Source organism: Kitasatospora sp. CB02891, assembly GCF_002803145.1.
GTDB lineage: Bacteria > Actinomycetota > Actinomycetes > Streptomycetales > Streptomycetaceae > Kitasatospora > Kitasatospora griseola.
On sequence record NZ_NNBO01000017.1, the window covers coordinates 102,881 to 116,360 of the forward strand.

Consider the following 13,480-nt stretch of genomic DNA (forward strand, 5'->3'; position numbering starts at 1 on the left):
TCGGGGGCGTGGGGACTGCGCGACGAGCGCCGACCTGCGCCCCTGTTTTCGCGCCCACCGGCTCCCGTCCCCGGTTTCTCGGCAGTAGGGTGCGCGGATGGCGACCCATGAGCGTGAGATCACCGAAGCAGTCGACCTGTGCGGTCCGGACGGGCGGCTCAACCCTGCGGCGGTCGGGTGGTCCCGCACTCCGTTGCACCGGGCCAATCTGCGGGGGTGGGGGCGGACCAAGCGGTTCGAGTACTGGTGTGTCACCACGCCCACGCACCTGGTCGCGCTGACCGTCAGCGACCTCGACTTCCTGACGCTCGACGCCGTCCACTTCCTCGCCTGGGACGACCACGGCGTGCTGGAGGACCACGAACGCACCGCGCTCGCTCCCGGGCTGCCGCTGCGCCCCACCGCGATGCCGGAGGGCATCGCCGGCTCCGGCGGCCGGTACGGCGCGGACCTCGCCGTCGGGCCCGAGCGGCCCGGTCGTCGTCAGGTCGGGGTGGCGATCCGCCAGGAGAAGGACGGCGCGACCCGGTTGTCGGCCCGCGCGCTCACCGCGGACCTGCGGCCGCTCGAAGTGGACCTGCTGGTGGCGTTGCCGGAGGGCCACGAGACGATGTCGGTGGTCGTCCCCTGGGACGGAAAGCGCTTTCAGTACACCTCCAAGCACACGGCCCGCCCCGCCACCGGCACCGTCCGGCTCGGCGGTCGCACGTACGCGTTCGACGAGGACGCCTGGGGCGTGCTCGACCACGGCCGGGGCCGCTGGCCGCGTTCGCTCGGCTGGAACTGGGGCGCCGCGTCCGGCCGGACCGACGGGCACGTGGTCGGCCTCCAGTTCGGCGGACAGTGGACGGTCGGGACGGGCTCCACCGAGAACGCGCTCTGCGTGGACGGCCGGCTGAGCAAGATCGGCGACGAACTCGACTGGCAGTACGACCCGGCCGCCCCGCTCGCCCCCTGGCGGATCACCACGCCCGGCAGCGACCAGGTCGAGCTGACCTTCACCCCGTTCCACGACCGCCGGGTCCGCACCGAGGCCGGGCTGCTCGCCAACCGCACCGACCAGTGCTTCGGCCACTACCGCGGCAGCATCCGCACCGACGACGGCCTGCGGATCGCGGTGGACGGGCTGCTGGGCTGGGCCGAGGACGTCCGGATGCGCTGGTGACGGCGGGGCGCCGGGAAAATCGGTGTCCGCATCGTGGGCGCCGGTGATAGACATCCGCGCGTGGAAAAGAATCTTGACTTCGCCGGTCCCGCCCACGACGAGCTGCTGCGACTGATCGACGGGCGCTCGACGGCCTTCCGCGCCGCGATCGCCGCCGCGCCCGGCCTCGACGTGCCGGTGCCGTCCTGCCCGGGGTGGACGCTGCGCGACCTCGCGCAGCACCTCGGCGAGGGCCGTCGGGCCTGGGCGGCGACGGTCGCCGCCGGGCCGACGGCCACCGGGAAGCTGGCGCCGCTCGGCGGGGCGAGGGCGCCCGAGGAGCGCGAGGCGCTGCTCGGCTGGCTCGCCGAGTCGACGGAGCTGCTGCTGGCCGAGCTCCGCGAGGCGGGCCCGGACCGGGTCTGCTGGGGCTGGTGGGGCAAGTCGCAGACCTCGCTGACCAGTCGCGGTGTGGCCCGCCGCCAACTGCACGAGATCTCCGTGCACACCTGGGACGCGCAGCTCGCCGCAGGCGTGTCCGAGCCGCTGCCCGCCGAGCTCGCGGTCGACTGCGTGGAGGAGTTCCTCTCCAGCATGTGCACCACCACGGAGGCGTGGCCGCACGAGCCCGCCACCGCCGACTACCACGCCGCCGAGGGCCGCTCCTGGCGCAACGACCTCTCCGCCGCCGGCGCGACCCTGGTCCCCGTCCCCGCGGACGCCACGCCCACCGCCGCCGCCCACGGCTCGGCGAGCGACCTGGCGCTCATGTTCTACGGCCGCTTTCCGCTGGACGACCTGAAGCTCGACGGCGACCGCCGGCTCTTCGACCACCTGATCGAATGGGACCCGGAGCGCTGACCCACCCCGCCGACCCGCCCGGGGGCCCGAACACCCCCGCTCCGCGGCCCAGTTGCCCCACCCACGGCCCGGGCCTCGACCCGGCCGGGTGGTCGGCCGCCGGCTGATCGGGCTGGTGGCGTCCTGGTTCACGCCGCCCGGCGGCGAGCGCGAGCCCGTCCTCGCCGTGCGCGAGGGGCACCACCCGCTCACCGGCCGCACCGCCCTCGAACTCGCCTTTCCCACCGGCGCCGTCCGCTGCGACGGCCGGTCCGGCGACCTGCGGGTCAGGGCCGTCGATTGATGACCCGTCAGTCGATGTCGTCCGGGCGGATGGCGATGTGGTCGGTGGCGAGGTCGGCGGCCACGCGGTGTTCCATGCCGAGGGCGGCGAGGAACTTGGCGGGGAGTTGGACGCGGCCGGTGCGGTCGAGCATGACGTACTCGCGTTCGCTGACGGTCTCCTGGCCGTGCTCGTCGGTGACGGTGCGGCGGAGCACCTCGCTGCTGGTGCGGCCGTCGCGGATGGCCACGGTGCGGCGGACCTCGCCGGCCACCATGGGGTCGTGGGTGACGACGACGACGGTGGTGCCCAGTTCGCGGTTGACGGTGCGGAAGGCCTCGAAGATGCCGACGGCGGTCTCCGAGTCGAGTTCACCGGTGGGTTCGTCGGCGAGCAGCACCGCCGGGTCGTTGGCCAGGGCCACCGCGATCGCGACGCGCTGCTGCTGGCCGCCGGAGAGCTCGGCGGGGCGGCGGTGCCCCAACTCGGCGATGTCCAGGGCCTCCAGCAGTTCGGTGACGCGGCCGCGCTGCTGCTTGGCGGCGCGGTGGCCGGAGCGCAGCTGCATCGGCAGGGCGACGTTCTGGGCGGCCGTCAGGAACGGGAGCAGGTTGCGGGCGGTCTGCTGCCAGATGAAGCCGACCACCTCGCGCCGGTAACGGAGGCGGTCCTTGGGCGTCATGGCGAGCAGGTCGCAGCCGGCCACGGTGGCGCTGCCCGCGGTGGGGGCGTCGAGGCCGGCGAGGACGTTCAGCAGGGTGGACTTGCCGCTGCCGGACGCGCCGACCAGGGCCACCAGGTCGCCCTGGTCGACCGTCAGGTCGAGCCCCTGGAGGGCCTGGACCTCGATGCCGTCGCTGCTGAAGATCCGCACCAGCCGCTCGCAGCTGATCGCCAGGTCGGAGCGGACGGCCCTGGGCGCGGAGGCGGCCAGCGCCCTGGCGCGGAGCTCGTCCAGGCTCGGGGGCGGAGTGCTCATCGGTTGTCTCCCGCTCGTAGCTCGGTGGTGATCTGCCGACGGGCGGTGACGGCGGTCTCGGCCAGCACCGCGAGGGCGGCCAACAGTGCCAGCCCGAGGGCCTGTTGGAGGATCGGTGATGCGGTGAGCCGCAGTCCGGTGGTGGTCGCGGCGCCGACCAGGGGGCCGAGGTCGATGGCCGGGCCGAGCAGCAGCACGCCGCAGATCGCGGTGAGCGCCCCGCCGAGTGCGGCGACCAGGGTCTGCGGCAGGGCCTCGGCGAGGATCAGCGCCAGTCCCTGCCGGGGCCGCAGGCCCATGGTGCGCAGCCGGGCCAGGGTCGCGGCCCGCTCGGGGCCGGCCCGGAGCAGCGTCAGCAGCACGGAGAGCAGCGCGAACAGGGCGGTGGCGCCGACCGCGACCCAGAACATCCGCTCGGCGGAGGCCTGCAGCGGGTCGTTGCCGAGTGCGGCGGCCTCGCCGGTGACGGTCCGCGCCACGTGGCCCGGCTTGGTGTCGGTGGCCGCCGACCCGAGGTACTGCTGGGCGAGCGCGTGCAGTCGGGCGTCGTCGACGGGCCCGACGGCCAGCCACTTGGCGGGGCCGCCGATCCGGGGCAGCAGGTCGGTGGCCGGGCCGAGCGGCAGCAGCACGTTGACGCCGACCGCACCGTTCAGGGCGGGGGTGCCGTCGACGAAGCCGACGGTGTGGATCGGGACGGCTTCGCCGGCGCCCAGCCGGAGGGTGAAGTCGCCCTCCGGCAGGTCGCTGCTGACCAGGGCGGGCAGCGGCTGTCCGGGGGCGCCGCCGGCGAGCAGCGCCGGGTCGAACCGGCCCCGCCCGGCGGCCTCGGCGATCTCGGCGTACGCGACCGGGTCGGCCACCACGACGTTGACCCGGATCGACCGGCCGACGCTGACCGCCATGGCGACGTCGTCCATGATCCAGATCGGCGCCGCGGTCCGTACGCCGGGCAGCCGGCCGGCGGCGGTGACGAAGGCGTCCGGCAGCGCGCTGCCCAGCGGGGCGGCGACCTGGGCGTCGGCGCCGATGTTGTACCGGGCGACGGCGGTGCGCTGGTCGGCCACCGAGCTCAGCACGGTGGCGCCGATCGCGCCGCAGGTCACGGCGAGGACCAGGGCGAGCAGCGGCAGCACCGAGGGGCGCGAGCGCGGGCCACCGCTGCCGCGGGCGGCGCGGGCCAGGCCGAGGAAGCCGATCGCGCCGGGCCGCCGCGCGGCCCAGCGGGCCAGCAGTCCGATCAGGGCGGGCTGGAGCCGGGCCAGCAGTAGTGCGCCGGTCAGCGCGAGCAGCAGCGGCGCGGCGACCAGCAGCGGGTCCACGCCTTCGCCGGCCGGGGCCACGCCGCGCCGGGCGACCTGGGCGACGGCGGCCACGGTGGTGGCCAGGACGGCGAGTTCGCCCATCAAGCGGCGGCGTCCGGACCGGGCCCGGTCGGCCCGTTCGCGCAGCAGTGCGGCGGCCCGGACCGGGAACGCCAGCAGGGCGAGCAGGGTGACCGAGGCGGCCGCGGTGGCGGCGGGCAGCCAGCGCGGGGTGGGCAGCAGGGTGAAGGCGAGCAGCGCGCCCAGCGCGGCGGGCGGCAGCACCGTCAACGCGCTTTCGCCGAGCAGCCGTCGGAAGATGCCGCGGATCCCGGCGCCGCGGGCCAGCAGCAGCCGCAGTTCGGCCGTGCGGCGTTCGGTGCCGAGCGCAGCCGCGAGGCAGAGCACCACGGCGGCGACCCCGGCGGCGCCGGCGGGGCCGAGTTCGGCGAGCGAGTCGATGGCGCCCTGCCGCTGCCGGGCGTGGTCGATCAGGGTGCGCAGCTGGGAGGTGATCCGGACGTTGTTCCGGTCGAGGGCGGTGGTCATCCGGACGGCGACCGGCCCGGCCATGACCGAGGCGAGGTCGTAGGAGGTCTGCTTGAGCCGGTCGGCCCGCAGCGTGTCCACCCGCACCGGCAGTCGCCAGTAGTCCTCGGCGCCGTGGCCCCAGGTGGCCACCTGCCCGGTGGCCTCGGGGCCGGCCAGCGCGACGGCGTACCAGTACTGCTCCGGGGGGTCGCCGGGGCCGCTGCTGGGGGTGAGGTTCAGGCAGGCCTTGAGCGCGCAGCCGATCTCGGCCCAGAACGGGTCCGCCGGGTCGTCGACGGTGTACAGGCCGACCACCCGGACCTGCTGGGCCGGGGGCGGGCCGGTGCGGTCCAGCACCGACCTGCCGCCTGCGTACACCGTGCCGAGCCGCAGCCCGAGGGTCTCGGCGGTGGCCTCCGACACGGCGATCGGCGTCGGCTCGCCCTCCGCGGCGGCGCCCGGCCACTGACCGGACGTCAACCGGAGGTGGTCGTTCGCCCCGTGCTGGTACTGCACGGCGATCTCGGGCGGGACGCCGTCGGGGCGGGTCAGCGACGGGTCGCCCAGTGAACGCGGCTGGGTGCCGCGGCGTCCGTAGACCGGGCCGCTCGGGTCGAGCGGGAGCAGCGCGCCGACGGTCTCGGTGAGTCGGCCCGCCGTGACGTCGAGCTGGTGCGCCCCGTCGGTGGACCGGGGAATGGCGGAGGTGACCTGCAGGCCGTTGGCGGCCGGGCCCGCGCTGCGCAGGTAGCTGCGCAGCGCGTCGTCCGCGCCGCGGTCCTGGGCCCGGGGCAGTGCGGCGGACAGGAAGACCACGGTCAGCGCCAGGGCGGCGGTGAGCAGGGCCGCCAGCGGTGCGGTGCGCAGCCGGGTGCGGACCCAGGGGGCCGGGGTGCTCATTTGTCCTCCACGAACCGGAGCCGGGCGGCCACATCCCGGCGGCGGCCGCCGACCAGGAAGGCGGACAGCAGCGGCAGGGCGGCGGTCCCGACCGCCAGGGCCAGCAGCTGGCCGAGCGGCAGCCCGACCAGCACCTCGGGAACCGGCGGGCGGGCCGCCGGGGTGAGCACCACCAGCGGCACCACCAGGTGGACCAGGACGGCGCCGAGCAGCAGTCCGACGCCGGTGCCGATGCCGACCAGCACGACCTGTTCGGCGGTGGCGGTGCGGCGCAGCAGCCGCCGGGGCGTGCCGAGGGCGAGCAGCACGGCCGATTCGCCGGCCCGTTCGGCCCCCGAGGCGGCCGCGGCGGCGGCGAAGCCGATGGTGGCGAGGACGGCGGCGGCCACCGCCAGGGCGGCCAGCACGCTCTGCGGGGCGGCGCTCAGCGGGTCGCCGGAGCGGGCGGCGGCGTCCTCCTCGCGGAGCGTCAGCTGCTGGGCGGTCGGTCCGGCGCGCAGGGCGGCGGCGGCCTCGGCGGGGGTGCGGTCGTCGGGGCCGGCGGCGGGCAGCCACCATTCGGAGACCTGCGGGACGTCGGCGCCCCGGTCGGTCAGCCACCGGTGGGCGCCGGCCAGGTCGAGCATCAGCGCGGTGTCGCCGTACACCGGCAGTTCCTCGACCTGGCCGGTGATCCGCACCGGCATGCCGGTGTTGCCGAGCTGGACCTTGATCAGGTCGCCGACCTCGGCGCCGGTGGCCGTCAGGTAGCCGCGGGTGGCCAGGCCCTTGACCTCCGCGCCGGACATGGTGTCGCCGGGCGGGAGCAGCAGGGCGCGCCGGCCGTCGCGCCGGTCGAAGCTCTTGGACTCGTCCGGGGTGTAGGAGACGGTCGGCAGCCCGGTCCCGGCGGGGGCGTCGGTCAGCCGGACCGGGGAGCCGGCCGTGGCGCTCCAGGAGCCGGCGGGCGCGGGGACGGGCGTGGCCGGTCCGGCCGCGGTGTCGGAGACGGCCAGGCGGCGGATCGTCAGCTCATTGGCGGCCAGGCTCGCGTTGGAGCCGTACGTCAGCTCGAAGCCGGTCAGGGTCAGCGGTGCGGCGATCGAGCCGAGCGGGGCGGCGGTCTGGGCGCTCAGGTCGACCGAGACGGTGACCTCGCCCTGGCCGGGGAGCTGCGGCATCAGGACGCGGTAGGCCGCCCCGAAGCCGTCCCGCAGGTGCAGCCAGACGTCGGGCGCCGTCGGCGGCGGCATCCAGGCGGGGAGCGAGGAGTCGACGGCGCCGACCTGGACCGCCACGGTCAGGTCGATCCGGGTCGGCGTGCCGGGCAGCCGCAGGCCGGCCGGCTGCGGTTCGGCCAGCGGGCCGAGCAGGTCCTCGACCGGCCGGTCGTCGAACAGGTCGGGGCGGACGTGCAGTTCGGCGGCGGCGCGGGCGGTGTCGGTGAGCAGCACCCGGCCCCGCTTGTCGCCGGGGAGCCACTGGTCGAACCCGGCCACCGGCAGCAGCCGGTCGCCGCCGGGCAGCGCCGCGTACCGGCCGCCCTGGCCGAGTGCGGGCAGCGCCGAGCCCTGGATCCGCAGGCCGCCCGCCGAGGCGAAGTCGGCCTGGTCGCGCTGAGAGTCGCGCCAGGCGGCGTGCTGGCCGAGCGCCAGCACGCCGGTGGCGACCGCCAGCACCAGCAGCAGCACCGGACCGTTCGCCCGGCCCGGGCGGCGGGCCAGCTGCCAGCCGGCGAGCGCCGGTCCGAGGCCGCGGCCCCGGGCCGCCAGCCGGGCCCCGAGCCGGGCCGCGAACGGCAGCACCCGCAGCACCAGCAGCGTTCCGGCGCCCAGCGCCAGGGTGGGCGCCGCGACCAGCACCGGGTCGATGCCGAGCTGCCCGGAGGCGTCCGCGGAGAGGCCGCCGGTGCGGGCGTCGAGCTGCTGGTAGGCGATCACGGCGAGGACGAGCAGGGTCAGGTCGGCGCCGGAGCGGGCCACCGTGCTGACCACGGCCTGCCGGCGGGACACCACCCGCTCGCCGCCGCGCCGGAGCACGGCGGGCAGGGCGGTGAGCGCGACGCAGGCCAGCGCGCAGGCCGCGGCCACCGGCCAGCGGACGGCGGTGTCGGTGTGCTCCAGCGGCAGCCCGGCCAGCGGGCCCCAGGCGGTGAGCAGGCGCAGCAGCGGCCCGGTCAGCAGGGGAGCGAGCACGGCGGCGGGCAGGGCGAGCAGCAACGCCTCGACGGCCGTCCAGCCGGCCAGCCGGCGCCGGGTCGCGCCCCGGGAGGTGAGCAGGGCGTTCTCCTGGCTCTGCCGCTCCGACACCAGGTGCACCACCAGCAGCAGCGCGGCCGCGGCCAGCACCGCGAGCTGTAGCGCCCCGATCGTCAGGCTGGACCTGGCGACCAGCATCGACGACTGCAACTCGCCCAGCAGGGCGGGCAGTTCGGTCTGTGGCTGGAGGCCGGCGGCGTACTGCTTGGTCAGGTCCGCCAGGTGGTCGGCGCGGGCCCGGACCCGGTCGACGCGCTCCGGGTCGGCGGCGGAGAAGTCGGCGGTCAGCAGCACGCTCCGGCCGCCCTGCGGCAGCGGGCCGGCGGTGAAGACGGCGTCGTCCACCACCATCGGCCCGTAGGTGGTGAAGCCCTTGACCTGGATCTCGCGGCCGCCGAGCGGGTCGAGCCGCCAGTACGGGGCCTCCCGGTCGGCGACCTGGTAGACGCCGGTGATCCGGACGGTGAGCGGCCGGCCGCCGTACCGGTCGGAGAGCGTGACCTGCGCGGGCAGCGCGCCCTCGGTCAGGCCGAGCCGGCGCAGGGCGCTGCCCGGGACGGCCGCCTGGACCGTCCCCGCGGTGTCGGGGCCGGCAGGGGCGCCCTCGGCGGTCGGCCACTGGCCGGCCGTCAGCTTCAGCCGGCTGCGGTCCGGCGACGCCAGCACCGTCAGGTCCGGGTCGTTGGCGCCCGTTGCTCCGGGCAGCCCGTACGAGCGGCTGTGCGCGAGGGACTGCACGTCGACCGGCAGTCCGTCGAACAGCTGGGCGCCGAGCGCGGCGGCCTTCGCGTCGTCCGCCGTCCGGGCGTCCGCCGCGTGGTCGGAGCGCAGCTCCACACCGACCCGGGTGCCGCCGTCCAGGTTCCGCCGCAGGCCGGCCTCGGCCACGGTGCGGTTGAAGGCGACCAGCGTGGTCAGCACCGTGGTGGTGATCAGCACCGTGAACAGCACGGCAGCCGCCAGCGGCAGCCGCCCGCGCAGTCGTCGCAGGACAAAGCCGAACATGTTTCCCCGTACCCCCGTTCCGGTCAGCGTGTACCGGATGGCGGACGACTCTGTCAGATTCGAACGATCAGCGGAAGGGCCTTGCGCGAACCGTTGTCGCAGTGCGCAGAATCGAACACCATCACTCAACTGCCAACGGGGGAAAACTAGATGACCGAGTCAGCGGCGTCCATGGTGGTGGTCGAGGACCTGTGGCGCAGCTTCGGCGCCGGACCGCGCACCGTGCACGCGCTGCGCGGGGTGTCCTTCACCGCGGCCCGCGGCCAACTCACCGCCCTCAAGGGCCGGTCCGGCTCCGGCAAGACCACCCTGCTCAACCTGGTCGGCGGCCTCGACACCCCGACCAGCGGCCGGATCACGCTCGACGGCGCCGACCTGTCCGGTCTCGACGAGGCGGGACGGCTCGCGCTGCGCCGGGACCGGATCGGTTTCGTCTTCCAGTCCTTCGGCCTGCTGTCGACGCTCACCGCCGCCGAGAACGTCGGCGTCCCGATGCGGCTGCGCCGGCTGTCCGCCGTCGAACGTGAGGAGAAGGTCCGCACCCTGCTCGCCCTGGTCGGGCTGGCCGACCACGCCGAGCAGCGGCCGAGCGAGCTCTCCGGCGGCCAGCAGCAGCGGGTCGCGATCGCCCGGGCGCTGGCCAACGACCCCGCGCTGATCATCGCGGACGAGCCCACCGGCCAGCTCGACTCCGAGACCGGCCTGGCCGTGATGGAGCTGCTCCGCGCGGTGGTCCACTCCCAGGGCGTCACGGCCCTGGTCGCCACCCACGACCCGGCCCTGATGGCCCAGGCCGACCGGGTGATCTCGCTGCACGACGGCACCGTGTCCCGGCCGGAGGCCGAGCCCGAGGCCGAGGTCGCCGCGGGCTGAGCCGGGACGGGTCACCGGCGGCGGGGCGCCGCGGGTGACCCGGTGGGCGGTCGGGTCGCGGTGACCCGACGGGCGGTCAGGGGGAGGGGACGACCCGGGCGAAGTCGTGATGGGTGCGGACCGCCTGGTCCCACTCCAGGGCGCGGATCAGGCGGTGCACGATCAGCAGCGGAATGACGCCGAATACACCGAACGACATGTCGACGAATTGCCAGAACAGCGGAATCTCGCGCAGCGGCCCGCAGATCAGCGCGAGCGGGATGACGGCGCCGCAGGCGAGCATCGCCCAGCGGATCACCCAGATGTTGCGGACCGGATCCCGCAGCGGCCCCCAGAACGCGGCCGCGATCACCAGGTGCGCGAAGGCCAGCCAGTCGGTGCCGTAGGCGAGGAACGGGTGGCTGCCGAAGCCGTCGGCGATGCCGTCCCGGGTCAGCACGGCCCAGTCGCCGAGGGCGGGGAGCGCGGAGCTCAGACCGGTGGCGTCCAGGGCGCGCACCAGCAGCGTGGTCTCGCTCTGCAGCGGGAAGGCGGTCAGTCCGCTGAGCGCGAGGCAGACGATGAACAGCCAGAGCCAGCGCCTGATCCGGCGTCGGACCAGCGCGGTGTCGGTGACGGTGGTGGGGCCGGGGCCGGCGGTGGTGGAACCGGTCGGGGCGGTGGCGATGTCGGACATGGGGAGTCCCCCTCCATGACGCGGGTGCCGCAGACGGCACGCGGTGTCGCGAGAAGGACTCTAGACCTGAATTTGAACGCGTTCAACATGCCGGAACAGGCTGTCCCAAAGGGGGCGTTTCGGACCTGTCCACGGAAAGCCCTAATCTTGTCCACCGTGACCGCCATCGCAGACCAGCCCACCAGGCCCGCCCCCGGACCGGCCGCCGACGAGGGACTCGCCCGCCGGCTCAAGGCGCTCGCCTGCACCGCGCCGCTGCACGACCTGGACAGCCGCAAGGTCAACCTGGCCGGCGAGTACGCCTCGTACACGATGGCCGAGATCGGCCTCGCCGCGATCGACCTGGTCACCCTCAACATGGACTTCGACACCGGGGCCGACCGCGACATAGTGCTCGGCCGGCTCCAGCCCCGGATCGCCGCGCAGAACCCCGGGCGGGCCGTCACCGAGCACGAGCGGGTGGCCCGCTGGGTGCTGGAGTCGCTGATCAACGTCGGCAGCGTCGACCGCGGCTTCCGCGCCGTGTACGGCACCTTCGGGCCGGACGGCGCGTACACCCGCCGCGACTACGACTTCAAGCTGATCGAGGAAGTCCCCGGCCAGGACGGCGGCGTCTACCTGCGCACCACCGACGAGGCGGTCAACGTCCTGGTCGGCGCGCTGGACACCGACGTGACGAGCGCTCAGATCGCCGCCGAGGTCAAGCTGGAGGTGCTGATCCGCCGCGGCCGCCTCGCCGACGCCCAGCTCGCCGCCGAACAGGCCCGCTACCGCACCGTCCAGTACGCCGAGACGCTGCGCCGCGCACTGGAGGCGACCCGCCGCAACGTCCGCGCCGTGGACTGGATGGAGACCGTCCCCGACCTGATCGACGAGGCGCTCGACCACATCGCCGACCGGTACCGGCACGAGAACGCGATCCTCACCAACATCCGCAAGGCCCGCGACGAGAGCACCGACGCCGAGCACAAGCGCCGCGCCGCCGAGCTCGTCGACATCGTCAAGGACTGCATCCGCCGGCACACCCAGCTGCAGACCCGCCTGCTGGAAGCCGGCCCGCTGTTCCGCGCCGAACAGGACCGGCAGGCGTTCTCCGCACCCACCGCGCGCACCGGCATCGACCTGTACGGTCAACTCCTCGCACCCGTCCTCATCCTCCCGCTCGCGGACGCCACCCGGCCCACCGACGCGTTCTTCGCCCGCGGCGCCGGCCTGCGCACCCCCGTCTCGGTCCGGGTCGGCGACCTGGTCGACCTGCTGCTCACCCCGCCCGTGGAACGCGAGCACCTCGGCGCCGAACTGCCCGAGCCCGACCTGGTCGCCACCCCCGACGACAGCCGGTTCTCCGAAGCCCAACTGGAGGCCGCGCTGGACCTGCTGGACCTGCCCGCCGACGCGCCCCGCCGGCTGTCCGGCCTGCTCACCGACGCCCGCGCCCGCGGCACCGAGCTCGCCGAGGACGGCGAGGAACTCGCCTACCTGGTCGCCCTGTTGGCCGTGCACGCGGCCAGTCCGCCGGTCGGCACCGCGTACCGGCAGGGCGAGGAACGCCTGCTGTTCGCGGTGGACGACGGCACCCGCCTGGACGACCCGGGTTTCGGCGGCGCGGACCTGATCGTCGGCAGCGCCCTGCTGGACGCCGCGGGCATGGCCGCCGACCGCCGGGACGCGGTGTGACCGGGACCGCGACCGCGACCTTCCTGCCGTCAGATCGTCCCACCGGCAGCTCTGCTGATCGTCCTTCCGGCCGGACCTCCCGCACCTCCCGCACCGCCCGCACCGCTCGCAGCACCCGCACCGCCCGCACCGAAGGAGCACCCGCATGACCACCAGCGCCGAGGCGTGGGCACCGCAGGACGCCGAGCCGGCCGCCCCCGCCCACTCGCCGATCAGCCCGGCGGACGTCGCCGAGGCCGCCCGCCTGGTGTCCTTCGGCCTGCAGGCGAAGCTGCTGCCCTCCCGGGACGCGGAGTACGCCGAACTGGTGCGCCGCTACCGCGACGACCCGCAGTTCGGGCGCCTCGCCGACGCCGTCGCCACCGGCATGGGCCTGGTGGTGCTGGAGGTCTCGCCGCGGGCCGGCATGGCGGTCGCCGCCGCCGAGGACTCGGTGTTCGCCGTCCGGATGGGCGACTACTCGCGCCGCGCCGCCTCCGAGTCCACCGACCGCTTCCTGCACGGCCTCGCGCACCTCGCGGTCGCCGCGCTCGCCTTCCCCCGCCCCGAGGACCTCGCCGACGACGGCTACCTCGGCCGGGTCACCGTCAACGGCGTGGACGCGTTCGTCCGGCAGGCCTGCCGCCGCCTGGAGGAGCGCGCCGAGGCCGAGGGCAGCAACACCGACCCGGCCAGCTCCGCCCCCGGCCTGGAAGCGGCCTGGCGGGTGTGGGCGCGCCGCTCCGCGACCGGCGCCACCAAGGACGCCCGCCGCCTGGCCGGCTCCACCACCGGCATCGTCTCCAAGGCGGTGTCCTTCCTGGTCGACTCCGGCTTCCTGCAGAAGACCTCCGACGACGCCGGCGGCACCTACCGCACCACCGCCCGCTACCAGTTGCAGGTCCGCGACCTGGCCGGCAGCGCCGCCATGGGCGAACTGCTCGACCTGGGCGTCGTCCCGGTCAGCGACGGCACCGCCACCCTGCTGCCGCCCGACGACAGCGACGAACTCGTCGCCGACGCCGGCCTGCCCTTCCACGCGCTCTGACGAT

General features: G+C 75.4%; 10 protein-coding genes. 6 read left to right on the top strand and 4 right to left on the bottom strand.

Annotated features, from left to right (window positions below):
- Positions 1-97 precede the first annotated feature (97 nt).
- The 3 genes from CG736_RS30315 (at position 98) to CG736_RS30325 (ending at position 2,288) form a co-directional block, all read left to right on the top strand.
- Positions 98-1,165: a DUF2804 domain-containing protein gene (locus CG736_RS30315; protein WP_100589331.1), complete on the top strand. Its 1,068-nt coding sequence runs from the start codon at positions 98-100 to the stop codon at positions 1,163-1,165.
- Between the two features lie 60 nt (positions 1,166-1,225).
- Complete coding sequence (locus CG736_RS30320; RefSeq protein ID WP_100589332.1) at positions 1,226-2,005, top strand: maleylpyruvate isomerase family mycothiol-dependent enzyme; 780 nt, start codon at positions 1,226-1,228, stop codon at positions 2,003-2,005.
- A gap of 88 nt (positions 2,006-2,093) precedes the next feature.
- On the top strand, positions 2,094-2,288 hold the full coding sequence (locus CG736_RS30325; RefSeq protein WP_232734281.1) for a hypothetical protein: 195 nt from the start codon (positions 2,094-2,096) through the stop codon (positions 2,286-2,288).
- A 7-nt stretch (positions 2,289-2,295) separates the two neighbouring features.
- Here CG736_RS30325 and CG736_RS30330 read toward each other — a convergent pair whose 3' ends face one another.
- Genes CG736_RS30330 through CG736_RS30340 form a run of 3 tightly spaced genes read right to left on the bottom strand, consistent with a single transcriptional unit; the run spans position 2,296 to position 9,223 of the window.
- The gene (locus tag CG736_RS30330) at positions 2,296-3,246 is read right to left on the bottom strand and encodes an ABC transporter ATP-binding protein (RefSeq protein ID WP_100589333.1); all 951 of its coding nucleotides are present in this window, start codon (positions 3,244-3,246) and stop codon (positions 2,296-2,298) included.
- Positions 3,243-5,981, bottom strand: coding sequence for a hypothetical protein (locus CG736_RS36655; protein ID WP_157815802.1), 2,739 nt, complete (start codon positions 5,979-5,981; stop codon positions 3,243-3,245). Before CG736_RS36655 ends, CG736_RS30330 begins: the two co-directional genes overlap by 4 nt.
- Positions 5,978-9,223 (bottom strand): FtsX-like permease family protein, encoded by a 3,246-nt coding sequence (locus tag CG736_RS30340; protein WP_100589334.1) that lies wholly within the window; start codon positions 9,221-9,223, stop codon positions 5,978-5,980. Before CG736_RS30340 ends, CG736_RS36655 begins: the two co-directional genes overlap by 4 nt.
- Before the next feature lie 150 nt (positions 9,224-9,373).
- On the opposite strand from CG736_RS30340, the gene CG736_RS30345 reads away from it, so the two are divergent.
- Positions 9,374-10,096 carry an ABC transporter ATP-binding protein gene (locus tag CG736_RS30345; RefSeq protein WP_100589335.1) on the top strand — a complete coding sequence of 241 codons (723 nt, stop codon included), beginning with the start codon at positions 9,374-9,376 and terminating at the stop codon, positions 10,094-10,096.
- A gap of 76 nt (positions 10,097-10,172) precedes the next feature.
- Here CG736_RS30345 and CG736_RS30350 read toward each other — a convergent pair whose 3' ends face one another.
- Positions 10,173-10,772: a hypothetical protein gene (locus CG736_RS30350; RefSeq protein ID WP_100589336.1), complete on the bottom strand. Its 600-nt coding sequence runs from the start codon at positions 10,770-10,772 to the stop codon at positions 10,173-10,175.
- A 156-nt stretch (positions 10,773-10,928) separates the two neighbouring features.
- On the opposite strand from CG736_RS30350, the gene CG736_RS30355 reads away from it, so the two are divergent.
- Together CG736_RS30355 and CG736_RS30365 are read left to right on the top strand one after the other, a co-directional pair.
- Positions 10,929-12,449, top strand: a complete 1,521-nt coding sequence (locus tag CG736_RS30355) for a hypothetical protein (RefSeq protein WP_198520658.1) — start codon at positions 10,929-10,931, stop codon at positions 12,447-12,449.
- A 145-nt stretch (positions 12,450-12,594) separates the two neighbouring features.
- A complete protein-coding gene (locus CG736_RS30365; RefSeq protein WP_100589337.1) occupies positions 12,595-13,476 on the top strand; it encodes a hypothetical protein in 882 nt (293 codons plus the stop codon).
- Positions 13,477-13,480 lie beyond the last annotated feature (4 nt).